21 protein-coding genes, 2 tRNA genes and 1 pseudogene are annotated in these 25197 nt (G+C 62.1%); 15 read left to right on the top strand and 9 right to left on the bottom strand.

Features of this window, described 5'->3' with window-relative positions:
* Positions 1-12: 12 nt before the first annotated feature.
* The 5 genes from ACZXDY_RS30380 to ACZXDY_RS30360 all read right to left on the bottom strand — a co-directional run bounded on the left by ACZXDY_RS30380 (position 13) and on the right by ACZXDY_RS30360 (position 4823).
* Positions 13-780, bottom strand: a complete 768-nt coding sequence (locus tag ACZXDY_RS30380; RefSeq protein ID WP_464348039.1) for an ABC transporter permease — start codon at positions 778-780, stop codon at positions 13-15.
* A complete protein-coding gene (locus ACZXDY_RS30375; RefSeq protein WP_028165745.1) occupies positions 777-1616 on the bottom strand; it encodes an ABC transporter ATP-binding protein in 840 nt (279 codons plus the stop codon). Before ACZXDY_RS30375 ends, ACZXDY_RS30380 begins: the two co-directional genes overlap by 4 nt.
* A gap of 19 nt (positions 1617-1635) precedes the next feature.
* Positions 1636-2676 (bottom strand): ABC transporter substrate-binding protein, encoded by a 1041-nt coding sequence (locus ACZXDY_RS30370; RefSeq protein WP_080663838.1) that lies wholly within the window; start codon positions 2674-2676, stop codon positions 1636-1638.
* Between the two features lie 79 nt (positions 2677-2755).
* Positions 2756-4177 carry a UbiD family decarboxylase gene (locus ACZXDY_RS30365; protein ID WP_464348038.1) on the bottom strand — a complete coding sequence of 474 codons (1422 nt, stop codon included), beginning with the start codon at positions 4175-4177 and terminating at the stop codon, positions 2756-2758.
* A gap of 25 nt (positions 4178-4202) precedes the next feature.
* Positions 4203-4823 (bottom strand): UbiX family flavin prenyltransferase, encoded by a 621-nt coding sequence (locus ACZXDY_RS30360; protein ID WP_028165748.1) that lies wholly within the window; start codon positions 4821-4823, stop codon positions 4203-4205.
* Between the two features lie 257 nt (positions 4824-5080).
* Between ACZXDY_RS30360 and ACZXDY_RS30355 the strand changes: the two genes are divergently transcribed.
* From ACZXDY_RS30355 to ACZXDY_RS30340, 4 genes are all read left to right on the top strand, one after another.
* The gene (locus ACZXDY_RS30355) at positions 5081-6052 is read left to right on the top strand and encodes a LysR family transcriptional regulator (protein WP_035690853.1); all 972 of its coding nucleotides are present in this window, start codon (positions 5081-5083) and stop codon (positions 6050-6052) included.
* Between the two features lie 114 nt (positions 6053-6166).
* Positions 6167-7408 (top strand): alpha-hydroxy acid oxidase, encoded by a 1242-nt coding sequence (locus ACZXDY_RS30350; RefSeq protein ID WP_464348037.1) that lies wholly within the window; start codon positions 6167-6169, stop codon positions 7406-7408.
* A gap of 43 nt (positions 7409-7451) precedes the next feature.
* Entirely contained in the window at positions 7452-8864 is a 1413-nt protein-coding gene (locus ACZXDY_RS30345; protein WP_464348058.1) for an FAD-binding oxidoreductase, read from the top strand.
* A gap of 171 nt (positions 8865-9035) precedes the next feature.
* Positions 9036-9191, top strand: coding sequence for a hypothetical protein (locus ACZXDY_RS30340; protein WP_245287395.1), 156 nt, complete (start codon positions 9036-9038; stop codon positions 9189-9191).
* 54 nt (positions 9192-9245) lie between these two features.
* Here the strand turns inward: ACZXDY_RS30340 and ACZXDY_RS30335 are convergent, their stop codons facing one another.
* Together ACZXDY_RS30335 and ACZXDY_RS30330 are read right to left on the bottom strand one after the other, a co-directional pair.
* Complete coding sequence (locus tag ACZXDY_RS30335) at positions 9246-9782, bottom strand: ParB N-terminal domain-containing protein (RefSeq protein ID WP_464348036.1); 537 nt, start codon at positions 9780-9782, stop codon at positions 9246-9248.
* A 514-nt stretch (positions 9783-10296) separates the two neighbouring features.
* Positions 10297-10402 (bottom strand) — tRNA-OTHER (locus ACZXDY_RS30330).
* Positions 10403-10878: 476 nt separating this feature from the next.
* Here ACZXDY_RS30330 and ACZXDY_RS30325 point away from each other — a divergent pair.
* Positions 10879-11679 carry a hypothetical protein gene (locus ACZXDY_RS30325; protein ID WP_464348035.1) on the top strand — a complete coding sequence of 267 codons (801 nt, stop codon included), beginning with the start codon at positions 10879-10881 and terminating at the stop codon, positions 11677-11679.
* A gap of 667 nt (positions 11680-12346) precedes the next feature.
* Here the strand turns inward: ACZXDY_RS30325 and ACZXDY_RS30320 are convergent.
* Positions 12347-12550: a cold-shock protein gene (locus ACZXDY_RS30320; protein WP_028165752.1), complete on the bottom strand. Its 204-nt coding sequence runs from the start codon at positions 12548-12550 to the stop codon at positions 12347-12349.
* Positions 12551-13359: 809 nt separating this feature from the next.
* Here ACZXDY_RS30320 and ACZXDY_RS30315 point away from each other — a divergent pair.
* Positions 13360-14055 carry an integrase core domain-containing protein gene (locus ACZXDY_RS30315; RefSeq protein WP_464348034.1) on the top strand — a complete coding sequence of 232 codons (696 nt, stop codon included), beginning with the start codon at positions 13360-13362 and terminating at the stop codon, positions 14053-14055.
* A gap of 139 nt (positions 14056-14194) precedes the next feature.
* Here the strand turns inward: ACZXDY_RS30315 and ACZXDY_RS30310 are convergent.
* A tRNA-Gln gene (locus ACZXDY_RS30310) sits at positions 14195-14269 on the bottom strand.
* Between the two features lie 178 nt (positions 14270-14447).
* Between ACZXDY_RS30310 and ACZXDY_RS30305 the strand changes: the two genes are divergently transcribed.
* The 9 genes and pseudogenes from ACZXDY_RS30305 to ACZXDY_RS30265 form a co-directional block, all read left to right on the top strand.
* Entirely contained in the window at positions 14448-16229 is a 1782-nt protein-coding gene (locus tag ACZXDY_RS30305; protein WP_464348033.1) for an acyl-CoA dehydrogenase, read from the top strand.
* A gap of 245 nt (positions 16230-16474) precedes the next feature.
* Complete coding sequence (locus tag ACZXDY_RS30300) at positions 16475-17038, top strand: DinB family protein (protein ID WP_464348057.1); 564 nt, start codon at positions 16475-16477, stop codon at positions 17036-17038.
* A 170-nt stretch (positions 17039-17208) separates the two neighbouring features.
* On the top strand, positions 17209-17970 hold the full coding sequence (locus ACZXDY_RS30295; protein ID WP_464348032.1) for an enoyl-CoA hydratase-related protein: 762 nt from the start codon (positions 17209-17211) through the stop codon (positions 17968-17970).
* A gap of 46 nt (positions 17971-18016) precedes the next feature.
* On the top strand, positions 18017-19681 hold the full coding sequence (locus ACZXDY_RS30290; RefSeq protein ID WP_464348031.1) for a bifunctional metallophosphatase/5'-nucleotidase: 1665 nt from the start codon (positions 18017-18019) through the stop codon (positions 19679-19681).
* Between the two features lie 198 nt (positions 19682-19879).
* A complete protein-coding gene (locus tag ACZXDY_RS30285) occupies positions 19880-20806 on the top strand; it encodes a histone deacetylase family protein (protein ID WP_464348030.1) in 927 nt (308 codons plus the stop codon).
* An 88-nt stretch (positions 20807-20894) separates the two neighbouring features.
* Positions 20895-21164, top strand: coding sequence for an exodeoxyribonuclease VII small subunit (locus tag ACZXDY_RS30280; RefSeq protein ID WP_464348029.1), 270 nt, complete (start codon positions 20895-20897; stop codon positions 21162-21164).
* Between the two features lie 178 nt (positions 21165-21342).
* Positions 21343-22641 carry a hypothetical protein gene (locus ACZXDY_RS30275; protein ID WP_464348028.1) on the top strand — a complete coding sequence of 433 codons (1299 nt, stop codon included), beginning with the start codon at positions 21343-21345 and terminating at the stop codon, positions 22639-22641.
* 356 nt (positions 22642-22997) lie between these two features.
* Positions 22998-24923, top strand: a complete 1926-nt coding sequence (gene dxs, locus ACZXDY_RS30270) for a 1-deoxy-D-xylulose-5-phosphate synthase (protein WP_028168304.1) — start codon at positions 22998-23000, stop codon at positions 24921-24923.
* A 26-nt stretch (positions 24924-24949) separates the two neighbouring features.
* A pseudogene (locus ACZXDY_RS30265) lies at positions 24950-25084 on the top strand (nucleoside 2-deoxyribosyltransferase); the annotation flags it as partial.
* Positions 25085-25197: the final 113 nt, after the last annotated feature.

The following is a 25197-nucleotide window of genomic DNA, read 5'->3' as shown; positions in this document are numbered from 1 at the left end:
GCTGGCCATCGATCATGCCCTTCGTTTCCAGGGAATGAGACGATGTTCGATCTCATCGAGCACGATCGAGAACAGGAATCCGAGCACCGCGATCACGAGAAGCCCGACATACATCGTATCGACCGTCAGCACCTGCCAGGCATTCCAAATCATGTAGCCGACGCCGTCATTGGCGGCGACCATCTCGGAAATCGCGATCAGGATCAGCCCCATGCCGACCGCCAGTTTGACACCGGCCATGATCGAGGGCAACGCTCCGGGCAGGGCGATGGTCCGAAACACCTGCCACCGGTCGGCCCGGTAATTATGCCCGACATCGAGATAGATCTTGTCGATGTTGGCGACGCCGACCACCGTATTGATGATGATCGGGTAGAACGCGCCCAGCGCGACCATGACCACCTTCGACATTTCGCCGAGACCGAAGATCAAGAGCACCAGCGGGAGGATGGCGCTCTTCGGGATCGGATAGGTGGCCGAGATCAAGGGGTCGATCGCCGCACGCAGCGGCCGCGATATGCCCATGGCAAGACCAAGGAACAACGCGGGCACGCCGCCGAGCAGCATGCCGAGCGCGAGGCGCTTGAGACTTGCCAGGACATTGGCGCCAAGCTCGCCGGAAGCGACCAACGCGGCAAACTGATGAACGATGGCCGATGGCGGCGGAAAGAAGCGCGCATCGAGAAGCCCAAATCGGGCCGCGAGCTCCCAGAGCCCCAACAGCACGATGGGCGTGAGGACACCGACTACCCTGTCACGGCCTTTGACCTCGGCGCTCATGCCTTCTCTCCTTCCGCGTTTTGACGCGCGCGCTGTACCTCCTCGCGCAATTGCTCCCAGATATGGAACACGAGATCGCCATAGGAAGGTTTTTGCCGGAGTTCCAGCACATTCCGCGGACGCGGAAACGGCACATCGAGCACGGCCTTGGCGCGCCCGGGATTGGCGGTCATGATCATGATGCGGTCACCGAGCGTGACTGCTTCGTCCACGCTGTGGGTGATGAACACGACCGTCTTCTTGGTCGCTTCCCAGATCCGCAGCAATTCCTCATGAAGCAGCAGCTTGTTCTGCTCGTCCAGCGCCGAGAACGGTTCGTCCATGAACAGGATTTCCGGATCATTCGCGAAGGCTCGCACGATCGACACACGCTGACGCATGCCACCCGATAGCTGGTTGGGATAGCGGTCGCGAAACCGCCACAGGCCGATCCGCTCGAGCCACGTGCGGACCGTGTCGGACACCTGCGCCTCAGGGACACGCCGCATACGCAGGCCGTAGGCGGCATTATCGAATACCGTCATCCAGGGGAACAGCGAGTCGCCCTGGAAGATCATGGAATTGACCGGGCGTTTCTCATCGGTCCTGTTGACGGCGACGGTGCCTGAACTCTGAGTATCGAGCCCGGCAAGGATGCGCAGCAGTGTGGTCTTGCCACAGCCGCTCGGGCCGACGATCACGAAAAACTGCCCTTGCGGAATATCGATGGTGATGCCGTCGAGGGCTACGAAACCCGACGATCCGAAATATTTGCTGACACCCGAAAGGGACAGTTGCGGCGTCGACGGCACCAGTTCCGGCCGCCCCTGCTTATTCAACACGTTCGCAATAGCCATGACGTATCCTTCTTTGCCGTCAGTTTTCGGCAGGCTTGTAGGAGCCGAGCTTCTGCACCGCCTTGTCAGCAAACGAGGCGTCGACAACGTCCTCGACCTTGCCCGGCCGCTCCAGATAGCCGTTGTCGGCAAAGAACTTCAGATCGTCCGCCATGCTCTTCACGTTAACCTTGCCATCCGGATCAATCCCGTTCGGCACCATCTTCTTAAACAGCTCCGGATCCTTCAGGCCGGTGCTTTTCATGATGGTCTGAATCACCTGGTCGACGCCCTTGCCCGTGAATTTTCCGCCAGCGGTGGCATCGTTGTAGATGCGCGCCGCCTTGAGGTAGGCGACCATGAACCGCTCGGCGACGGCCGGACGCTTGGCGATGAAGTCACCGCCATAGAGCAGCACGGCAACCTGCTGATCCGGATAGCCATCCGCCACGAACTTCACGGCGACGCCGCTATTGATCGCCTGCGTGACCGACGGCTCCGTCGTGATCGCCGCGTCGATTGCACCGGTGGTGAAGGCTGCGATCTGCTGGGGATAGTTGATATAGTTGTGCGTAACGTCCTTGTAGGTCAGCCCTGCACCACCAAGGATGTGGCTGAGCTTTGCATTGGTCGCGGCTCCCGGACCAACCTCGCCGAATTTCATTCCTTTCAGGTCTGCAACGGTCTTGACGGTGCCGTTGTCGACCAGCGCCTTGCGGACGAGCAGCGGCATGTAATCGTAAGAGCGTGGTGTCGAGCCCTTATCGGCTACCACCTTCACATTGATGCCGCGCGCCACCGCATTGTAGAGCCCTGCGGAAGATGCGCCTGCGCCAACGTCGATCTGGCCCGCACCGAGCGGCGCGATCATCTTCGGGCCGGAGTCGAAGCTGACCAGGGTGACGTTGAGATTCTGTTCGGCAAAGAACCCGCGTTCGGCGGCAAGGTGAAAGACAACATCGCTGACCACGTTGTTGATGGCGACCTTGACGTCATCGGCCGCTTTCGCCCACGTGGGCACCAAGCTCGATGCCGCCACAGCACTGAAAACCAAACTCGCACGGATCATCCTAGAGAGCATCAATCACCTCCCAATGTTACCTGCGACCGCTCTCTTGCGGGCGCGCTGCGTTGTTAACGTGTTCGGATCAGCCCCTTGCCTATCGCGCTCGTGCAAGAACGCGGGAGAAGGCGGCATTCGGATCTTTTTGCAAGACCGTCGCAAGGTCGACCTCTTCTTCGCCCTTGACATGGATGCGCTTGAAATCGAGTTCGGGCGCATCGACCGGCACGGTCGCGTCGAGCCCCATCTTGGCGCTGATCCCTTTGTCGGTTGTCGGATCGAGCTTGGAGCCGAGCGCGCCGGACACGACCAGGAGATCGCGGTCGGCCTGGAAGCGGGTGGCGACCGCCCATTCGATCTCCTCGGAATCACCAATGTCGACATCCCTGTCGACGACTATGACCTGCTTGATGTCATAGTGAGCACCGAAGGCAGCCATGATGATGTTCTTCGGCTCGCCGTCGGCAATCTTGTCGATCTTGACGGCAAGATGGTACCGACAGGTGCCACCCCGGGTGAGACGTACATCGAGCACGTTCGGGAAACTGCGCCGCAGATGCTGCACCAGCGTCGCCTCGCGCGGTACGCCGCCGAGAATGAGATGCTCGTAACCACCGCCGACGATGGTATGGTAGATCGGCTGAGCGCGGTGAGTGACCATGTCGACCTCGATCACCTCGCGATCCGCACGCGGCCCGTAGTACTGGGGAAATTCGCCGAACGGCCCCTCTGGCTCCCGCACGCGGGGAAGAATTCGTCCCTCGATCACGATCTCCGCATGGGCGGGAACGCGGACCGAGTTGGTCTTGCATTTCACGACATCGACGGGGTGACCGAGCAGCGCGCCGGCAATCGCCATCTCGTCCTCGTCCAGCGCAGCAATCGCCTGCGACGCCAGGAGCAGGGCCGGATGAACCCCAATGACGATGGCGATTTCGAGTGCCTCACCAGCTTCCTCAGCCATGCGGAAATAGGACAGCGTGTGCCGTGGCAACAACAGAACGCCGATCCGGTTCGGACCGCTGATCTGGCAGCGGTGGATCGAGACGTTCTGAATGCCGTTGCGCGGATTGCGCGCTATCAACAGCCCCGCCGTGATGTAGGGGCCGCTGTCGCGCTCGTTATGTTTCGGGATCGGCAGCTGCCGGAGGAGATCGACCTCGTTGTGGACAACCTCCTGCACCGGCCCGCTTGCCACTTCACGGCTCGGCAGCGGGTTGCGCGCCGCCGCGAGGAAACGGGTCAGCAATTGCTCCTCGCTGACGCCGATGGAATCGGCGACCCAGTCGCGAGCCGCGAACAGATTTGAGACCACCGGAATGTCGTGCCCGCCGGGCTTTGGAAACAACACCGCGCGGTCACGCTCCAGCCCTTTCGAAACGGCAGCGAGCTCATCGGCAAGCCCTACTCCCTCGCGAGCAACCGCGAGTTTGCCGCGCTCGGCGAGGTGAGCGAGCCATGATCGCAAATCTTTCGGCACCTCCGCCGCAGCGGCTCTGGCCAGGTTCTCGGTCCGCATATGGCGATCCTTTCCGTGGTCTTCTTCAAGCATAGGGAGCAATTTTTCGCGGCGAACGACGCTTCAACGCTTCGTCCTCGCCCCAGCGGCGCACCACGCCGATGTCGATGTCGAACAGGTCGAGCACGCGCCCGACCGTATGCTCGACCATATCGTCCAGGCTGTCGGGCTTGGCATAGAACGCCGGCACCGGCGGCGCGATGATCGCTCCCATCTCTGAAAGCGCGGTCATGGTACGCAGATGGCCGGTGTGCAGCGGCGTCTCGCGCACCATCAACACCAGCCGGCGACGCTCCTTGAGCACAACGTCGGCGGCCCTGGTCAGGAGCGTGGTGGTGACGCCGGACGCGATCTCCGACATTGATCGCATCGAACAGGGCGCGATGATCATGCCCGCCGTGCGGAACGAGCCACTGGAGATCGAAGCCGCCATGTCGTCGATGGCGTGGCTGAAATCGGCCAGCACCTTCACCTCGGCGATCTTCAGGTCGGTTTCATAGGCGAAGGTCTGCTCCGCCGTCTTCGACATCACCAGGTGCGTTTCGACACCGGCGTTGCGGAGCAATTGCAGCAAGCGCACGCCGTAGACGACGCCGGAGGCTCCGGAGATGCCGATAATCAGCCGTGAGGGCGTCCGATCCTGCATGACGTTTCGCTTCTGCTCCCTGCTGCCGCGACGCAAGTGACGCCAGGCGTCGCGGCCATCGAAATGAAATGTTGTTTGCCTGGGCGGTGCGGTGCCCCGATTTCGGGCTGCAGGCGCGTCAAGCTGTTTGAACGGACAGTAGAGGCAAGCTAAGATCAGTACAAATAATGATTGATGATAAACTCAATCATCCAAAATGATGCCAAGCGGCAGCCTACAGCACCGGCGCGTCGTCGAGGACAGGAAGGAAAAAACCAATGGAACTCAGGCAGATGCAATACTTCCTTTGCCTGGCGGAAGAGAGGAACGTGACCCGCGCAGCCCGCCAGCTCAACATCGTACAGCCGGCACTCAGCATGCAGATCGCCAAACTTGAGGCCGAGCTTGGCCAAAAGCTGTTCGAGCGGAGCATCAACGGAATGACGCTGACGGTCGCCGGCGAAGCGTTCTCCCGGCTCGTGTTTCCCATCGTGCGCGACGTCGAATATGCCAAGCAGGAAATGGCGCGGCTCAACGGCCGTATTTCCGGCCGGGTGTCGGTCGGACTGATTACCTCGGTGGCGCAGAGCACGATGGCGAGTTCGTCCGCAACCGTTGCGCATCTCTATCCGGAAATCACGCTCTCGGCCTGCGAGGGATACACGGAAACCTTGACCGACTGGGTGAATTCCGGGCAACTCGACTTTGCGCTGATCAACGTGCCGCGCCGGCGGGTTTCGCTCGCCACGCACCACGTAATGGACGAAGAGATGGTGTTCGCCTGCCGAAAGGATGCGCCGATCAAGCCACCGACGAACCTGCGTTTCGGGCATCTCGCCGAGTTCGACCTGGTCATGCCATCGAAACGGCACGGCCTGCGCATGATCCTCGAGGAGCACGCCACCACGGCCGGCATCGAATTGAAGCCGAGGCTGGAGCTCGACACGCTACCCGCGGTGTGCGACGTGATCGCCACCACCAATCTCGTGACCGTGCTGCCCACGATTGCACTTCAACAGTCGCTTGCGGACGGCAGGGTGAGAGCGCACCGCTTCGCCGAACCGCGCATCGTCCGATCGATCGCCTGGGTTCATCATCCGCGCCGAATGGTGTCCGCCGCCGCCAGAGCCGTGCTGGACATCATCCGCCACGACCTGCTCGAGGCCGCGACATCGGCAAGCAACTATGTGCAGCCGGCTTCCGGAGATACGGCAAGGCGCCGGGCTGTACGGCGCGCCAAGTCGCGGTAGCCATCCTGCCGGCAATCATCAGAAGCTATCGCGGTCATCATCTCTAATTATTTGCGGTGATGACGAGACGCATCCTATGAGAAGCGGGGGTCACGCAACCAAGGACGCTTTCTCATGACCGGCGATCTTCGCCGCTCCTCACCGCGCGCGCAAGCCTGGGGTGCCGGCAGCGGAACAAGCCCCGAGGCTCGCTTGCGTCAGCGTTTGCCTACGCTGGATGACATCGAGCGCCGCGCCCGTCGCCGCATCCCGCGCTTTGCCTTCGATTTTCTCGAGGGCGGAACGGGCGACGATCTGAACACCCGGCGCAATCGACTGGCGCTCGATGCGGTGGAGCTGGTCCCCCGCTACGGCAAGCCTGGTCCCGTGAGCACTGAGGTTGAGCTGTTCGGCGTCCGTTGCGCGGCGCCGATCGGCATCTCTCCTGTGGGAGTCGACGGCATCATCTGGCCCGGCGCCACGCGGATGTTCGCAAGCGCAGCCGGCGAGGCACGGATTCCCTACATTGCCGGCACGCTCGCCACCGCCACGATCGAGGATGTCGCCGAGCTTGCCGGTCCCTATGCCTGGTTTCAGCTCTACGGACTGCCGGCCGACGACCACGCCGTCACCTTCGATCTGATCAAGCGGGCGGGCGCGGCTGGCGTGCGGGTGCTGGCGGCGACGCTGGATGCGCCGGTTCGCTCCAAGCGTCCTCGTGATCTGCGCAACGGCCTGGTGGTCCCCTTTCGTCCCACGCCAAGAACCATCCTGGACGTGGCTCTGTCGCCGCCGTGGCTACTTGCGCTCGCCACGGCGGGCACGCCGTCTTTTCGCAACATGGAGCGTTACGTCGAAAAGCCGGCCACGCTGGCGAACACCGCCGGCTTTGTACAGAGCCAGATCAAGGGCACGTTTTCCTGGGATGTCATCAAGCGGATGCGGGATGCCTGGTCAGGCGCGCTGATCGTGAAAGGTGTCATGCATCCCGAGGATGCCGAACAGGCGCTTGCAGCGGGAGTGGATGGCATCCTGGTCTCCAATCATGGTGGTCGCCAGTTCGATGCTGCGCCTGCTGCGATCGACGTCCTGCCCGCTATCGCTGCAAGGGTCGGGACCAGAGCCACCATCCTGTTCGACAGCGGCATACGATCGGGCCTTGACGTCGCGCGCGCTATCGCGCTCGGCGCCAGCGGTACATTTGCGGGGCGCGCATTCCTGCTCGGGCTCGGCGGACTCGGGGAAAGAGGCGCAGCCTATGTCGCCGGACTCTTGAAGGAAGAGCTGGAGACCGCGATGGGACAGCTCGGCGCACCATCGCTCGACGCGCTCGCGCAACTCACACGCCGCCACCGCGGCGCCTTTGACTTTACCTGACTGAAGGGGAGACGGCGTTGTGCACATCATCGCGACGGGAGACATGCTGACGAACGACCTTGGCGACCGACTGCGCGCAATTCTTGGGCCCCAAGGCCTGGCCGAGCCGAATGCTGAATTCGAGCGCTATTGTGTTTCTTTCGACGGCGCGTTCCGGGGACCCGCGCAATATATCGCGCGCCCCTCCTCCACCGCCCAAGTTTCTGCCGTCGTGACCGCATGCCGAAAGGCAGGCATTTCGATGGTACCTCAGGGGGGCAACACCGGCCTGGCGGGCGGTGCTCAGCCAATCGATCCCCGCAGCGTGATCATTTCGCTGGAGCGGATGCGCGCCCTGCGCGCGGTCGACGCGCAGAACGACACCATGACGGTCGAGGCTGGGATGACGCTCGCAGAGGTGCAGGCGCACGCAGCCGATGTCGACCGGCTGTTTCCTCTCAGCCTCGCCTCCGAAGGATCCTGCCAGATCGGCGGCAACCTTTCGACCAACGCGGGAGGAACGCAGGTCCTGCGCTACGGCAACATGCGCGCTCTGACGCTCGGGCTCGAAGTCGTACTTCCCGACGGCAGCATGTGGAGCGGGCTGCGTGGCTTGCGCAAGGACTCGGCCGGCTACGATCTCAAACAACTCTTTATCGGAGCCGAGGGCACGCTCGGCATCATCACGGCCGCCACACTGCGGCTGTTTTCGAGACCGCGAGACATCGTCACGGCTTTCATTGCTGTCCCGACGCCGGCGGCGGCACTTGATCTCCTCCACCTCGCCCGCAGCCACGTCGGCGAGAGCCTGAGCGCGTTTGAGCTGATGCGGCGCGAATGCATGAAGTGGGTTTTGGTGGCATTGCAGGGACAGACTTCACCATTTGCCGAGGAGCATCCATGGTATGTGCTCATCGAGGCTGCCGGCCAGGGCGAGCCGGGTTCGCTGCGTGATCCGATCGAGCAATTGCTGTCCGAAGCGCTGGAAAAAGGTCTGGTGACCGACGGCGTGCTTGCGGATTCGGAGGCGCAGCGCCGCCGTCTCTGGGCCCTTCGCGAAGGCCAGGCCGAAGCACAGAAAGCGGGTGGCGCCGGGATCAAGCACGACGTCTCGGTCCCGGTGTCGCAGGTGCCTGAGTTCATCGCGCGTGCCGACGCTGCGCTGGCGGACGCAATCCCGGGCATCCGTCCCTTTGCGTTCGGCCATCTCGGCGACGGCAATATTCATTATAATCCGATGCCGCCGGAGGGCATTAGCTCCAGTCAGTTCAATGAACGTCGGAGCGAAATCAACCGGATTGTGCACGACATCGTCGCCGATCTCGGCGGTTCGATCAGCGCAGAACACGGCGTGGGCCAACTCCGTCGATCGGAGATGCTGCGCTACAAATCACCAGCAGAGCTGAACGCGCTGAGGCTCCTGAAGCAAGCCTTCGATCCCTACAATCTCATGAATCCTGGCAAAGTCATCGCCTAAGCCTGCCGACGCGACGCTTGGCTTTGCGTTTGCTCGATCGATCCATATCGATGCGAATGAAGTCGCCGCGATAGGTCACTTCGCCGAGGTAGATGACGCGATCGCTAGCGGTGTTGAAGACCCGCCGCGCCTCCGCGACCGGAGAACCAAGCGGAATTTCAAGAAGCTTGGATGCTTCGAGATCGGCTGTACCGATACTCCGACAATACGACTACGAACTGGCTGCAGCAATCCACCGATTTCTTCATGGCGAACGCCGGCATCAAGGATTTCACCCCGGCCAATAAATATTTCGACCCGAGCCTTTACCTCAAGACGATTGCGTAGATGGCCATTAGCCCAAGCCCGCTCGAGGCCGGCGGGTCGCGGCCGAGCGGGCGATCAATAACGACCGCCATTGCGCTTTTGTTGCGTGAGCCATTCCGACAATGTTCTTGGTGTCGATCCTGAAGTCTTGCGATCCAATTGGCTTCGTGATGCCTTGGGAACGTTCCGGATACCCTTCTCCGAAGGTTTTCGCAAAAGCTCTGCAGACTGCGTCTCTATGGCGGCCTCCGAAGCAGCGGCTAATCGCGCGGCAGCCTCCTTTTCGAGGCGCAGTTTTTTCAATCGCGCCATCTTGTCGCGCTCTGCTTCTGCTTCGGCGCTGTCCGACAAAAGCGTCTTTTGGTGCACGATCTCAGCCGAGACCAGGACCGCGATGACAGTTCCTTCGCCAAGAGCCTTGCAGGCTTCGAACCGATGCAGTCCCTCGACCAGAACGAACCGGCCTTCGTCGGGCCGAACGAGAATGGGGACTTGTTGTCCGATTTCTAAAATACTTTCCGCGATTTCTTGAACGAGCTCAGGCTTGAGTGCTTTCTTCCTCTTCACGGGAATGTAAATCTTGTCGATTGGGAAGCTTTCCGGCTTGGACATAGCTTCTACTCCGCAGTGACTGAGCTCAATTACCGAACCACCTGGCGGCGGTGGCAAGATTTTAGGGATGAAGCGCTCTACCGCCAAGGCAATTTCCGCGCGTCCCTCGCGCGACACCGGTCGGACGACCGCCCCTTTTTTGAGTTCAGTTTCCTATCGGCTGAGGAATCAAAACTGGTGGTGCCACGAACGAGAAGGCCCTGCTTCTAATTTGATTAGCCGATCGCATCCTTTCGCTTGCGAAACTCGACCGCGTGATCGCACGCGGCGATCTCAGAGCAAGGAAAACACGGCCACTCGGTGGTGGTGATGAGAAGCGAGATCGCGCGCTACATCGAGCAATGGCCCGACGTGAAACCGCGCACTGAAGGGGTATGCAATGATTGAGGTTTCAGCCAACTTAAACAGCGAGGGCGAGCGCTTTTCGAGTTTCTGAGGTTCGACTTCGTCAACGCGATCGATCTTCGGATATTTCGAACCGGTAAGCCATTTATTTTACTGATGTTTTTTGACCTGGCTGGGGCGGGAGGGATCGAACCTCCGAATGGCGGAATTAAAATCCGCTGAATATCTCAATATTATCAAAGAGATTTCTGAACTTTCCCTCTCCGTTCGCCCCTTGACGATATTGGAGAGTTTCCTGCGTTCGGAATGATGTGTTTTGCGCGCACAGGTCTGTGTCCATCCCACGACACGCGCTCAAACGATAGCGGCCCTTCCGGCAGGACAGGCACTTGAGCGAGGCCGCGAGCTTCCAAAGCGGCGTGTCCCGCGGCCGCCGGATGGCGTCCAGCGGTAGGGCTGCCCTGGTCTTGCACTCGACCTCCAGCCAGCCGAGCCCGCCGTTGATGCACCGGCCGATGGTCGGGGACGACTCGGCGGGACCGCCGTAGCCCTCGATAGGCACGGACGAGGCATCGGCCCTCCGCACGTCCGCCCACCCCGAGACGGCCCTCTGAGCGGCCTCCCGAGGCCGCTGAGCGCGTATGCCGGCGCCCATGCGACGGCTAATCACTCTTCGAGCGGCTCGGCTACCATCTCTCGGTCGGAGGAAGTACGATTGCGGGGCGCAAATGGCGATTGGGCGTGCTGCGTCATGACGTACAAGCCGGAAGCAAGGCCAAACATGGATCGCAGGAAATTTATAAAGAGAGCCTCGGGACTGATTATTGCGGGTCCCTGCGTTATTCGTCCATCAGCGGCGGCCGCGCCGCCACCGTCTGAAATCACGATCCCGATGTCACTCAGCGACGCGAGGTTCGCCGGCAATGTTCCAGGACCCGGCGGTCCATTCTCGTCTGGTACGCAAGCCAACAAAGATTGGATCGACAGTCCCAATTACACGAATGGTGATGCGTGCTTTGCGATCCAATCGAGCGGCTCCCTTGTAAGCAACTTTGTCCAGTGCCGAATCGATTGGCGTGAAGGTCCCCGCCAGAACGGCGGCGGTATCACGAATATGGACCAGTGCTTCTTTAATTGTGTCGCCAAGGTCGGCGATCACTCTGACGCGTTCCAAGCGTACCAGTACCTGGGAGACAACGCGACCGTCAGCTTCACCAATTGTAGCTTCAAGTGCTACAATGATAATGAGCCTCAACCTGGCTTTGTCAGTTCAGATTGTATGCAGTGGGCTGATAATTTCTCGGGAACTGTAACTTACGACAACTGCATTTTCTGGAACGGCGATCGCACTGTTTTCATCTTCGCAAGTCCCGGCACGACAACCAATGTCGCGTTCACTAATTGCTATTTCGCTACTCCGGGTGGAGCCCCCGGCTTCCGTATAGCGGCTGTCAGAACTGGAGTGCTCAACGTTCTGGCATGGAGCAATGTGCGCCTCGCGAGAGTGGTCGGCACGACCATCATTCCGGGTGCATTGATACGTTCGCCATAACGGCGGGGGTGCCGTCCGTATGAATTTCGGAGAGGGTGGCGACACTCTCGCCGCGCCTTTCCACGTCAATCCACAAGCCCTGGAGTCGCCTCGGGCGCGATTTTGATATCCGAACGCAGCGAATACATGCGGATGGAAGAACCGGCGCGGCCTCTGGGAAGCTCAACCTCGCATTCGGAAATGCGATCCGGGCCACATCTAATTAACAAACATGCCAAATCGAGGTAACCCACGCACTTCACCGAGCGGGTTCTACCGCCACCTCCGCCCCGAGCTCCACAAGGACAAGAAACCCGATGAACTCCGCGGACGACCTTCCTATCTCGGGCGGTCTAATTGCGTTGGCAGCATTGCTGACGATCGCCTTAATCGTGAATCTCGTTGCTGGGTCATGAGAGCTGGCGCAGCCGAGCGCAAGCCAACAGCTAGGAGCCGACGGGCGTCAGGGATGGCTGGTCCCGCCGTAGCCTTCCATGCGCAACGACCAAGCTTCCGCCTCCGCGCGGACCGCGCCCTAATGCCCTTCTGGGCGGCTTCCCGGTCCGCCTGGGTGTGGATACAGGCGATACGATGGCGCGTGGATAAATACGCCCTGCAACTAGCGCCGGCTGAGGTTCGCCAACACACTCTGAAAGGAGCCCGCCAGCGTGAACTGGCGGTTTTGAATTCATCCGACCCTTAGATTTTCAGCGGACGTCTTGCCCCTGTTGGTCATCTCTTCGTAGCTGACCTTGGTCCCCTCATTGAGGCCGCTCAGCCCCGCTTTTTCAACGGCCGAGATGTGGACGAAGACATCCTTGCCGCCCTTGTCAGGTTGAATAAATCCATAACCTTTGGTTGCATTGAACCACTTCACAATACCCGTTGCCACGCCGGCACTCCATTTTTGAACCAATGGCGGTAATTTAGTGCGGCCCGACGGTTCAAGGCAAGAAAAAGCCGCCTGCACCCTGCCCCCTGACAGCTCGGTCCATGCCCGGGGCGAGCTGGTTTTCTCCGGCTCTGGGCCCCGTAGTCTCTTCGTCCGAGAACGAAGTTCTTCTTGCCCGTCGGCACGGCAAGCGAGGCCACGCGGAACAGTCCATTTGTGGAAACGTTGAATGGTCGCACGCAGGATCCACGTGCGTAGCGCCCCAGGCAGCTCGGTCCGGATTTGTCCCCTGGGCCGGGCTGCTTCCTTTTGGCCATCGAGTGTGTGCCATTTCATACACAAACCCCAATAGCGCCTTGTTAGGATGACGGTACTGGGATTTCAGGGCACCAGTGAGATGAACGCCGCCGGGACGCTATATTTCTAGCCCTGTGTATACCGAAAACTTTATCCGGGTTGATGACGTAATGGAATCGCCTGAGCTGGCGGAATGATCGGGCCGCTCTGTTTCGTGCTGGCCGTCTTGGCTTCGCCCCTCAAGTCGAAGAGCCGACTTGAAGCAGAGAATGCGGCGCTCAGACATCAGTTGATTGTCTTGAGGCGTAGGATGCGGGGTCGTGTCCGGCTCACCAACGATGATCGCTGGTTCTTCATTCAGCTGTATCGCTGGTATCCATCGATCTTGCAGGTCCTCACGATCATCCGGCCCGAGACGGTCGTGCGGGGCACCGGGCCGGCTTCCGGCTATTGGCGTTGGAAGTCGCGCCCGATCGGAGGGGCGGCCGCCGATCGACACGAGGCTGCGCGCGTTGATCCGGCGGATCAGCGTCGAAAATCCGCTTTGGGGCGCGCCACGCATCCACGGCGAACTGCTCAAGCTCGGGTTCGAGGTCGCGCAGTCCAGCGTCGCCAAGTACATGGTGAAGCGACGCGGGCCACCCAGCCAAGGATGGCGCACCTTCTCGCGTAATCACGCGCCGGACATTGCCGCCATGGATTTGTTCGCTGTTCCGACCATCGGTTTCGACCTGCTCTATGCTTTTGTGATCGTCCGGCTCGACCGCAGAGACCTGGTCTGGATCAACGTCACAGCAAATCCGAGGGCGGAATGGGTTGCATGTCAAATCACGGAGGCATTTCCTTGGGATAAGGCTCCGCACTACCTCATCCGTGATCGCGACCGGATCTATGGCAGCGTCGTCACGCGCCGATTGCGAGCCATGGGCATCCGGGACAAGCCTACCGCACCAGCCTCGCCTTGGCAGAATGGCTTTGCCGAATGGCTGATCGGATCGATCCGGCGTGAGTGTTTGGACCACGTCATTGTTTTGGGCGAGGCGCATCTGCGTCGGGTCCTGCAATCCTACGCCGACTATTACAATAACGTCAGAACGCATCGATCCTTGAACAAGGACGCGCCGATTTCTCGCCCGGTTCACCGAACCGGTGCGATCAGTTCACGCGCCATCCTGGGCGGACTTCATCACCACTACGCCCGAGCTTAAGTCTTCGGTACATACGGCCTTCGACCAAAAACGAAACCAGCACAGAATTTCCAAATGGGAGGCAAACGGAATTTCCAAATGCGCGGAAAATTCTGCGTTAAACAAGGCCGTTTTCATAACAAAATCAGCGCGTTGTCTGTGGCTGGGGCGGGAGGGATCGAACCTCCGAATGGCGGAATCAAAATCCGCTGCCTTACCGCTTGGCTACGCCCCAATGTCAGGTCCGGAAGGCGCGGAACATAGCCGCAGCCCCCTCGGTCTGGCAACGCCGGTCTACAGAGGGAGTCGGACCATTTCAACCGTTTCTCCCCCTCAATTCGGTTATCCGGACGGTTGAGGGAAGCATGGTTTCGTGGGAAGACGACGCCAATGTTCCCTCGGGGAGTAACGCCATGACCTACCGCGCGCCGATCGACGACATCCTGCTCGCCCTTAACCATGGTGCCGGACTGAAGGCCGCCCTCGCCGCCGGCCATTACGGCGATTTCGACGGCGACATCGCCCAGCCGGTGCTGGAGGAAGCCGGCAAGTTCGCAAGCGACGTGCTGGCGCCGCTCAACCGCATTGGCGACCAGAACGGCGTCAAACTCGCGGACGGCAAGGTGACGACCGCGCCGGGCTGGCCCGACGCCTATCAGCGCTGGGCGGCCGCGGGCTGGAACGCGGTGTCGGGCCCGGAAGCCTTCGGCGGCCAAGGCTTGCCGCTCGTGATCAATGCCGCCTGCACCGAGATCTGGAGCGCGTCGAATTCGGCGTTCGGCCTCTGCCCGCTGCTCACGCTCTCCGCGATCGAGGCGCTGGACGCCCATGGCAGCGAAGAGCTGAAGACAATCTACCTTGCCAAGCTCGTCTCCGGCGAGTGGACCGGCACGATGCAGCTCACCGAGCCGCAGGCGGGCTCCGACGTCGGCGCGCTGCGCACCCGCGCCGACCGCGCCGGTGACGGCACCTACCGCATCAAGGGCACCAAGATCTTCATCACCTACGGCGATCACGACATGACCGACAATATCGTTCATTTCGTGCTCGCCCGCCTGCCCGATGCGCCCGCGGGCACCAAGGGCATCTCGCTGTTCCTGATCCCGAAATTCCTGGTCAATCCCGACGGCTCGCTCGGCGCACGCAACGACATCTATCCCTCCGGCGTCGAGCACAAGCTCGGCATGCACGCCTCCCCGACCTGTACCATGACCATGGGCGACCATGGCGGCGCCATCGGCTATCTGATCGGCGAAGAGAACCAGGGCATGCGATGCATGTTCACGATGATGAATCAGGCCCGGCTCGCGGTCGGCCTCGAAGGCGTCGGCCTTGCCGACCGCGCCTACCAGCAGGCGCTCGCCTATGCCCAGGAACGCCGCCAGGGCCGCGCCGTCGGCAGCAAGAGCGAGAGCTCGGATCCGATCATCGCGCATCCCGATGTCAAGCGCATGCTGATGCAGATGCGCGCCATGACGGCAGCCGCCCGCGCGATCTGCTATGCGACTGCGGTCGCACTCGACATTTCCACGCGCGCGAAGGATCCGATGGTGCGCAGCGATGCGGCCGCGCGCGGCGCGCTGCTGACGCCGATCGCGAAAGCCTTCTCCACCGACGTCGGCAACGAGGTCGCCTATCTCGGCGTGCAGGTGCATGGCGGCATGGGCTTCATCGAGGAGACCGGCGCGGCCCAGCACTATCGCGACGCGCGCATCACCGCGATCTATGAGGGCACCAACGGCATCCAGTCGATCGACCTCGTCACCCGCAAGCTCGCGGCCAATGGCGGCGCCTCGGTCTGGGCGCTGCTCGAAGAGCTCTCCGCGATCGTCAAGCAGGTGGAAGCTTCCAACGACCCCGCGTTCGGCACCACCGGCGCCAGATTGCGCGATGCGCTCGCCGCCCTCGATCGCAGCAGCCGCTGGCTGCTCGAGCGCCTCGCCTCGGCGCCGAACGATGCGCTTGCCGGCGCCACGCCTTACCTGCGCCTGTTCGGCGCGACGCTCGGCGGCTGCATGCTGGCCGGCGAAGCGCTCGCCGTGAAAAGCGGCGACGAGGCCGGCGATCCGCAGCGCTATATCGCGCTGGCCCGCTTCTTCGCCGAGAACGTCACCGTCCAGGCACCATCGCTCGAGAAGACGGTGACCGACAGCGCCGATGCCATCAACGGCGCAGACGCGGTGTTGCTGGGGTAAGCGGCGCATCCGCATTTTTTCTGTCATTCCGGGGCGCGCGAAGCGTGAACCCGGAATCCATTTCTCCGCCTGTGCCTGTGGCCCGATGGATTCCGGGCCTGGGTGCTGCGCACCCATCCCGGAATGACGGGCGTGAGCACGGACGTCGCTTCCAATTGACCTGCTGTGGGGCGGACGCCGAACGCAGTATAATCGCGCTCGCATACGAGTCCTTCCAAGCGATGCCATCAAGTGAGGGAACAAACGTGCCCGCCGGATTTGTTCAGACCTATCGCGCTTTCGCCTACAACAACGCGTGGGCCAATTATCGGCTGCTCACGGCCTGCAAAAATCTCAGCCAGGAGGATTTTGCGGCCGAGCGGACGGGTTTCTTTCCCAGCCTGCAGCGGACCTTGAACCACGTCTACGTCATCGATCTGTTCTACGTTGACGCGCTCGAAGGCGGATGGCTCGGACCGCGGGCCTGGGAAAACGAGATGCCATGTCGAACCGTTGCGGAGCTGAAGCGCGCTCAAGCGATCGTCGACAAGCGCTTGATTGCGATCTGTGACGGCCTGACGCCCGAGTTGCTCAACGAGATCGTGCGGGTCAATCGCGGCACGTCCGTACAGACCGAACGCTGTGACCGCCTCCTCATGCATCTCTTCCAGCACCAGATCCACCATCGCAGCCAGGCGCACGCGATGCTGTCTGGAACGGCGATCAAGCCACCTCAGCTCGACGAGTTCTTTTCAGCCGGAGAAGCCCCCCTCAGGGCCGCCGAGTTTGCGAGCCTTGGCTGGACCGAGGATACCGTGTGGCGATCGTGATCGTCGGCTCCGGCCGCCCGATACATTCCGCGCCTGCGTGATCCTGACGCACCCCGGAATGACAAGGGCGTGGGAAAGCCGTGAGGGACATTGGGAGCCGGGCGGAGATCATGTAGGATAGCGAGGTGTTCGCCGGCGGCAATGGCGCCGCCTCCGCAAGGGACCGCTTGATGACCGGGCACCTCATCGTATCAGACGAAGCCGCAACGCGCGTGATCACGATGCGTCGGCCCGAGAAGAAGAACGCGATCACCGAGGAGATGTATCGCGCGATGAGCGATGCGATCGACACCGCGCAGAACAATCCGAATATCCGTTGCCTCATCATCACCGGCGGCTCCGGCGTGTTCACCGGGGGCCATGATGTCGAGGATTTCCTGAGGCAGGCCACTGCCAATCCCGACGCGGTGCGCACCGCCGCCGCGGTCAAGTTCCTCTACTCGCTGGCGCACAACGTGAAGCCGATCATCGCCGCCGTCGACGGAGTCGCGATCGGCATCGGCACCACCATGCTGTTCCACTGCGACTACGTGCTCGCCAGCAGCACGGCGACCTTCTCGACGCCGTTCATCCATCTGGGGCTGGTGCCCGAGGGCGCCTCGAGCCTGTTGATGCCGCGCACGATGGGGCACCAGCGCGCCTTCGAGATGCTGGTGATGGGCCGCACCATGGACGCCCACGACGCCCGAATCGCCGGCTTCGTCAACGCGGTGGTGGCTCCGGGCCATACCGAAACGGAAGCGCGGAAAGTGGCGCGCGAGATCTGCGCGCTGCCGGCCGACGCGGTCGCAATCGCCCGCAAGCTGATCAAACTCCCGCCGGAAGATATGACCCGCCGCATCGACCAGGAGGCTCATCTGTTCAGCGAGCGGATGCGCTCCAAGGAAGCAGTCTCTGCCTTCAAGGCATTCTTTGCGCGCAAGCAGAATTGAACCGGAACGTCGCAAAATCGTTGCCGCGCCTCTCCATATTCACCCCATGAGACCCCATCACATCCTTGCAGCGCTGGCGCTGATGGCTGGATTTGCCCTCGCACCTTGCCAGGCCCAAACCGCCTCGCCCGTCGATCTGCGCATCCTCGCGATCAACGATTTCCACGGCTATCTGCGGCCGCCGCCGGGCGGCATCCGGATCAGCGATCCCGACGACAAAGCGAAGAAGATGGTCGTGCCCGCCGGCGGCGCCGAGCACATGGCGACGTTGGTGCGGCAGCTCCGCGAGGGACACAAGAACACGATCTTCGTCGCGGCCGGCGACCTGATCGGCGCGAGCCCGTTTTTGTCGGCGATGTTCCATGACGAGCCGACCATCGAGTCGCTGTCGATGATGGGGCTCGAGGTCGCCTCCGTCGGCAACCACGAATTCGACGAGGGCATGGACGAACTGCGGCGAATGCAGAACGGCGGCTGCCATCCGACCGAGAAGTGCCGCGGTCCTCATCCCTTCCCCGGCGCCAAATTCCACTATCTCGCCGCGAGCACCTTCGAGAAGGCCTCCGGCAAGACCGTGTTTCCGCCCTACGAGATCAGGCAATTCGAGGGCATCCCGGTCGCGTTCATCGGGCTGACGCTGAGGGGCACGCCGAACATCATCTCGCCGGCGAGCGCCGCCGGCCTCGAATTCCGCGATGAAGCCGAGACGGTGAATGCGCTCGTTCCGGAACTGAAGGCGCGCGGCGTCGAGGCGATCGTGGTCCTGATCCATGAAGGCGGCCTGCCGACCGGCGACTACAACGAATGCCCCTCCATCTCCGGCCCGATCGTCGACATCGTGAAGAGGTTTGATCGCGCGGTCGACGTCGTGATCTCCGGCCACACCCACCAGGCCTATGTCTGCGACATCGACGGCCGGCTCGTCACTTCCGGCGACAAATACGGCACGCTCGTCACCGCGATCGACCTCAAGCTCGATCCCAAGACCCGCGACGTGATCAGCGCCAAGGCCGAGAACACCATCGTCCGCAGCCAGACGCTGGCCAAGGACGCGAGCCAGAGCGCGCTGATCGAGGCCTACGACCGGCTGGCCGCACCGATCGCCAACCGTCCGGCAGGCTCGGTCACGGAAACGCTGTCGCGCGTGCCGAACCAGGCAGGCGAAAGCGCGCTCGGTGACATCATTGCTGACGCCCAGCTCGCCGCGACGACGGCGCCGGAAAAAGGCGGCGCGGTGATCGCCTTCACCAATCCGGGCGGCGTCCGCACCGATATTGCGCGGAGAGAGGACGGCGCCGTCACCTATGCGGACCTGTTCTCGAGCCAGCCGTTCCGCAACCAGCTCATCACGCTGACGCTCACCGGCAAGCAGATCAAGGACACGCTCGAGCAACAATGGCTTGACCCGAAGCGTCCGCGGATCCTGCAGGTGTCGAAGGGGTTCGCTTACGCCTGGGATGCGAACAAGAGTGACGGCGAGCGCATCATCGCCGAGAAGATGACGCTGAACGGCGTGCCGATCGACCCCGCCGCGACCTATCGGGTGACGGTCAACAATTTCCTATCGCTCGGCGGCGACGGCTTCACCGTGCTGAAAGAAGGTCAGGCGCCGCTGACCGGCCCCTATGATGTCGATGCGCTCCAGGCCTACTTCCAGGCGAACAGCCCGGTTGGGCCCGCGCCCGGCAACCGGATCCAGCGGATCAACTGACCCACAGGCCCGTAGCCCGGGTGGAGCGAAGCGCAACCCGGGATCTTCGATCAGCACACGGCAAATCGCACGGGTTTCCCGGGTTGCGCTTCGCTCCACCCGGGCTACGAAAGCCACAGAGGGCTTTCGCGGTGGGCGCCAAGCGCCTAAATAGAGGCTTACTCGCAAGAACGCGCAGCGAATGCGCTGGAAACCTGCATGACCCTTCTTCTGACGCATTCCGCCTGCCTCGACCACCTGACACCATCAGGCCACCCCGAACGCCCCGACCGGCTGCGTGCGGTCGCCGAGGTGCTCGGTGAAGAGCAGTTCGCACCGCTCGCACGCGGTGAAGCGCCGGAAGGCGGCCTCGATTCCGTCATGCTCTGCCATGGCGAGCTTTATGTCGGCGAGCTCCGCCACATCGCTCCGACCTCCGGCCTGGTTTACATCGATGGCGACACCTCGATGTCGCCGGGCACCTGGGAAGCGGTGATGCGCGGCGTCGGCGGCGCCGTTGCGGCTACCGATGCGGTGATGTCGGGCGAGTATCCGAATGCTTTCGTCGCGGTTCGGCCGCCCGGCCACCATGCCGAAGCCAGCCGTCCCATGGGCTTCTGCTTCTTCGACAATGCCGCGATTGCCGCGCGCCACGCCCAGCGCAAATTCGGCATCGGCCGCGTCGCCGTGGTTGATTTCGATGTTCATCATGGCAACGGCACCCAGGATATCTTCTGGGCCGATCCGACCGTGATGTATTGCTCGACGCACCAGATGCCGCTGTTTCCGGGCACCGGCAGCCGCGGCGAGCGCGGCGAGCACGACACCATCGTCAACGCACCGCTCGCGCCCGAAGATGGCGGTGCGCAATTCCGCTCGGCGTTCGACAATTTGATCCTGCCGCAATTGGAAAAATTCGGCCCCGAGCTCGTCATCATCTCCGCCGGCTTCGATGCGCATTACCGCGATCCGCTCGCCTCGCTCAACCTGAGGGCCGACGACTTCGGCTGGGTGACGCACAAGCTTCTGGATCTCGCCGATCGGCACGCCGGCGGACGGGTGGTTTCCGTGCTCGAAGGCGGCTATGATCTGCAGGGATTGAAAGAGTCGGTGGCCGCGCATGTCACCGCATTGATGGGCGCGTAAATCGGCGCCACATTACTTCCGCAGAGAATTGCTTTGATTCTGCACTGGGAACGGCGCAGCCGAAAAACGCGAATGGGAACGCGAGTAAATGGCAGAAAACACCACTCAAGTCGAAGACAACAAGGTCGACGTCAAGAAGCTCTCCTTCGAACGCGCGATGGAGGAACTTGAATCGATCGTCAAACGGCTTGAGGACGGCAAGGTGCCACTTGAGGAATCGGTCGCGATTTATGAACGCGGCGAGGCGCTGAAGCGCCGCTGCGAGGAACTGCTGCGGCAGGCCGAGGCGCGCGTCGACAAGATCACGACCGACGCCAGCGGCCAGGCCACGGGAACCGAGCCGCTCGACGTGCAATAGAGCATGATCCGAGAAATGGATCGATGCCGTCTGATCGGATCATGATCTAACCGCGACGTGGCGTCGCAATCGTGCAGCAGGTTCAGGTGAATCTGCCGGTCTTCCCCAGAGTCGGCCGAAATAGCTCTTGGCGCATCGCGCTGGCTGCTATAGTCCCGATCTCATCTGGGGACAGTAAGTGCGCGTTCGGCACCGCCATATCATTTATATCCAGGGATACGATCCGCGCGGCCTTGCGCAATACTACCGCATGTTCAGGACCGAACTGCGGAAATTCAGCCGTCTCTACCAGTTATCGGCCACCATGAGCCGGCCGAAGGTTGCCGACGACGACGAGATCGCGTCCTGGACCATCGAGACCAAGGCGGCCGACTGGCAGACCCGCACGTCCTACGATTTCCTGCGGTTCGAGGATTTCATCCAGCGCGACCTCGCCGCGCCGATCTGGCGCACCGTGTTTCATGCCCTCTGGATCTACTGGGGGCTGGTCTTCACCGGCACGATCGCCCGGTTCACGCGGGCGAACTGGCGTTTCACGGCGTTCATCACCTATCCGCACGTCGTGCTGCTGCTCGAAGCGTTGTGCGCTGCGGCAGTCGCGTTCGTGTTCGAAAAGGGGCTTAGTGCGATCGGCGTCCCCGATCTCTTCAGTGTTGCCGCGGCAACCACGATCTTCGTGGCCGTGCTCGGCACCATGCTGAAATACACCGAGAACAACACTTACGTGCTCTATCTCCTGTCGGACACGATCTGGACCTGGGAGTTCTCGCATCGACGGCGTCCGGAGTGGGACGAGCGCATCGACCGTTTTGCACGGCACCTCGTCAACATCGCGCGCAGCAGCGATGCCGACGAGATCGTGCTGGTCGGCCACAGCTCGGGATCGTTCTTAGGGACCGAGATCCTGGCGCGGGCGCTGAGGCTCGACCCGTCATTGGGCCGCCACGGCCCTCGCGTGGTGCTGTTCACCATTGGCGGCAATCTTCCGATTGTCGGCTTTCACAAGGTATCGCAGGATTTTCGCGACCATTTGCGGCAATTGGCGCTGGAACCCTCGATCGAATGGATCGACTGCCAGGCCCGCAAGGATGTGATGAACTTCTACCAGTTCGATCCGATCTCGAGCCACGGCATCGAACTCGGCGATACCAGGCGCAATCCGACCATTGTGCCGGTCCGCTTCCGCGACATCGTGAAGCCGGAGCATTATAATACCTTCCGCTGGCAGTTCTTCCGGGTGCATTTTCAGTTCGTGATGGCCAATCAACGCCCGCATCCTTACGATTTTTTCATGATCGTGTGCGGTCCGGTGCCGCTGAAGGAGCGGATGGCGTTTCCGGAGGCTGCCCTGGAGGTTGCGACCGGCAATCCGGCTGCTCGCGAGCAGGCTTGGCGCCAGATCGAGATGTGCGGCGCGGAGGCAACGCCTGGCGGGAATTTGCTTGCGCTGGAACCTTCCGCCCGCCGGCACGGTTAAAAACCCTAGACTTTTCAATTCCCCCGCTTGGGCTCCTCCGGGAACCCAGCCGCTGGGCGGCTTGGCTTTGCCGTCGGCTTTGGTGTAAAGCTTGCCGTTCTATGGCTGTTTGGGGGCAGCTTGCCGCAGATTTGGCGGCAGCGGATACCTCTTAAAGGGCTGAAAAAATGACCGGGACGGGTGCAGTTACCAGCGTGATGCATATCACGTGGTTCGATCCGGAGTGCATCTAGGCTTTCAAATCAGGCGCCGGCCTGCCAAGGCGGCAACTGGCGTCTGGACTCTCACGGCGCAATCGATGCGCCCCCATCTCCGGTCGGGCCGCTGGCCCTGACCTCAAGAACTGGAATATCGCTGTGACCACATACAGTAAGACGCCGCTTCTCGACACAATCCGCACGCCCGACGACCTGCGCCGGCTCAAGGTGGAGCAGGTACGGCAGGTCGCCGATGAGCTTCGGCAGGAAACCATCGACGCGGTTTCCGTGACGGGCGGCCACTTCGGCGCCGGCCTCGGCGTGGTCGAGCTGACCACCGCGATCCACTATGTCTTCGACACCCCGCGCGACCGGCTGATCTGGGACGTGGGCCACCAGGCCTATCCGCACAAGATCCTGACCGGCCGGCGCGACCGCATCCGCACGCTCCGCACCGGCGGCGGCCTGTCCGGATTCACCAAGCGCAGCGAGAGCGACTACGATCCGTTCGGCGCCGCCCATTCCTCGACCTCGATCTCCGCCGGGCTCGGCATGGCGGTGGCGCGCGATCTCTCCGGCGGCACCAACAACGTGATCGCCGTGATCGGCGACGGCGCGATGTCGGCAGGCATGGCCTATGAGGCGATGAACAATGCCGGCGCCATGAATTCGCGCCTGATCGTGATCCTGAATGACAACGACATGTCGATCGCCCCGCCGGTCGGTGCGATGAGCGCCTATCTGTCGCGGCTCTATTCGGGCAAGACCTACCGCTCGCTGCGCGAGGCGGCAAAGCAGATCAACAAGCATCTGCCGAAGGTGCTGGCCAACCGCGCCAACCGCGTCGAAGAATATTCCCGCGGCTTCATGATGGACGGTGGCACGCTGTTCGAGGAACTCGGCTTCTATTATGTCGGTCCGATCGACGGCCACAACCTCGACCACCTGCTGCCGGTCCTGAAGAACGTCCGCGACATGGATACGGGCCCGATCCTGGTCCACGTCGTGACGCAGAAGGGTAAGGGCTACGGCCCGGCAGAAGCCTCCGCCGACAAGTATCACGCCGTGGTCAAGTTCGACGTCGCCACCGGCACCCAGAGCAAGGCCAAGCCAAATGCGCCGGCCTACCAGAACGTGTTCGGTCAGAGCCTCGTCAAGGAAGCCCAGAAGGACGACAAGATCGTTGGCATCACCGCCGCGATGCCGTCCGGCACCGGCATCGACATCTTCAACAAGGCGTTCCCGAACCGCACGTTTGACGTCGGCATCGCCGAGCAGCATGCCGTGACCTTCGCGGCCGGCCTTGCCGCCGAGGGCTACAAGCCGTTCTGCGCGATCTACTCGACCTTCCTGCAGCGCGGCTATGACCAGGTGGTCCATGACGTCGCGATCCAGAGCCTGCCGGTCCGCTTCGCGATCGACCGCGCCGGCCTGGTCGGCGCCGACGGTGCGACCCATGCCGGCTCGTTCGACAACGCCTATCTCGGCTGCCTGCCGAACTTCGTCATCATGGCGGCCTCTGACGAAGCGGAGCTCGTGCACATGGTCGCAACGCAGGTGGCGATCAACGACCGCCCGAGCGCGGTGCGCTATCCGCGCGGCGAAGGCCGCGGCGTCGAAATGCCCGAAGTCGGCATCCCCCTTGAGATCGGCAAGGGCCGCATCATCCGCCAAGGCAAGAAGGTCGCCCTGCTCTCCTTCGGCACCCGCCTCGCCGAATGCGAGAAGGCCGCCGACGAGCTGGCAGCGCATGGCCTCTCCGCCACGATCGCAGATGCGCGCTTCATGAAGCCGCTTGACGAAGAGATGATCCTGAAGCTCGCGCGCGACCACGAAATCCTGATCGCCATCGAGGAAGGCTCGATCGGCGGTTTCGGCTCGCATGTGATGCAGCTCCTCGCCGAGCACGGCATGCTCGACGGCGGTCTGCGCATGCGTTCGATGGTGCTGCCCGACGTGTTCCTCGATCACGACACGCCGGCGGCGATGTATGCGCAGGCAGGCCTCGACGCCAAGAGCATCGTCGCCAAGGTGTTCGAGACCCTCGGCAAGGATTTCAAGACCGAGACCGTCAAGCTCGCCTGACCTCAGGCTTGCCTGCGGGTTCCGCGATGAAGATCTATCTGGCAGGTCCCGACGTGTTCCTGCCGGATGCAATCGAGATCGGACGGCGCAAGGCCGAGCTTTGCGCGCGTCACGGCTTAAGTGGCCTCTATCCTCTCGACAACGCGGTCGATCTGTCGGCGCTAGAGCGATTCATGGCTAGGCTGAATCGGTAGGGATTCCCCTGCGGGCCGGTTTGTGATTCAAGATGTTGGCTGGGTCTGGGGGCCAGCATCTGATGAGCCGACCTCTTTCC

The organism is Bradyrhizobium sp. LeoB3, from assembly GCF_055456055.1.
This window is presented reverse-complemented; position numbering and strand designations above follow the sequence as displayed.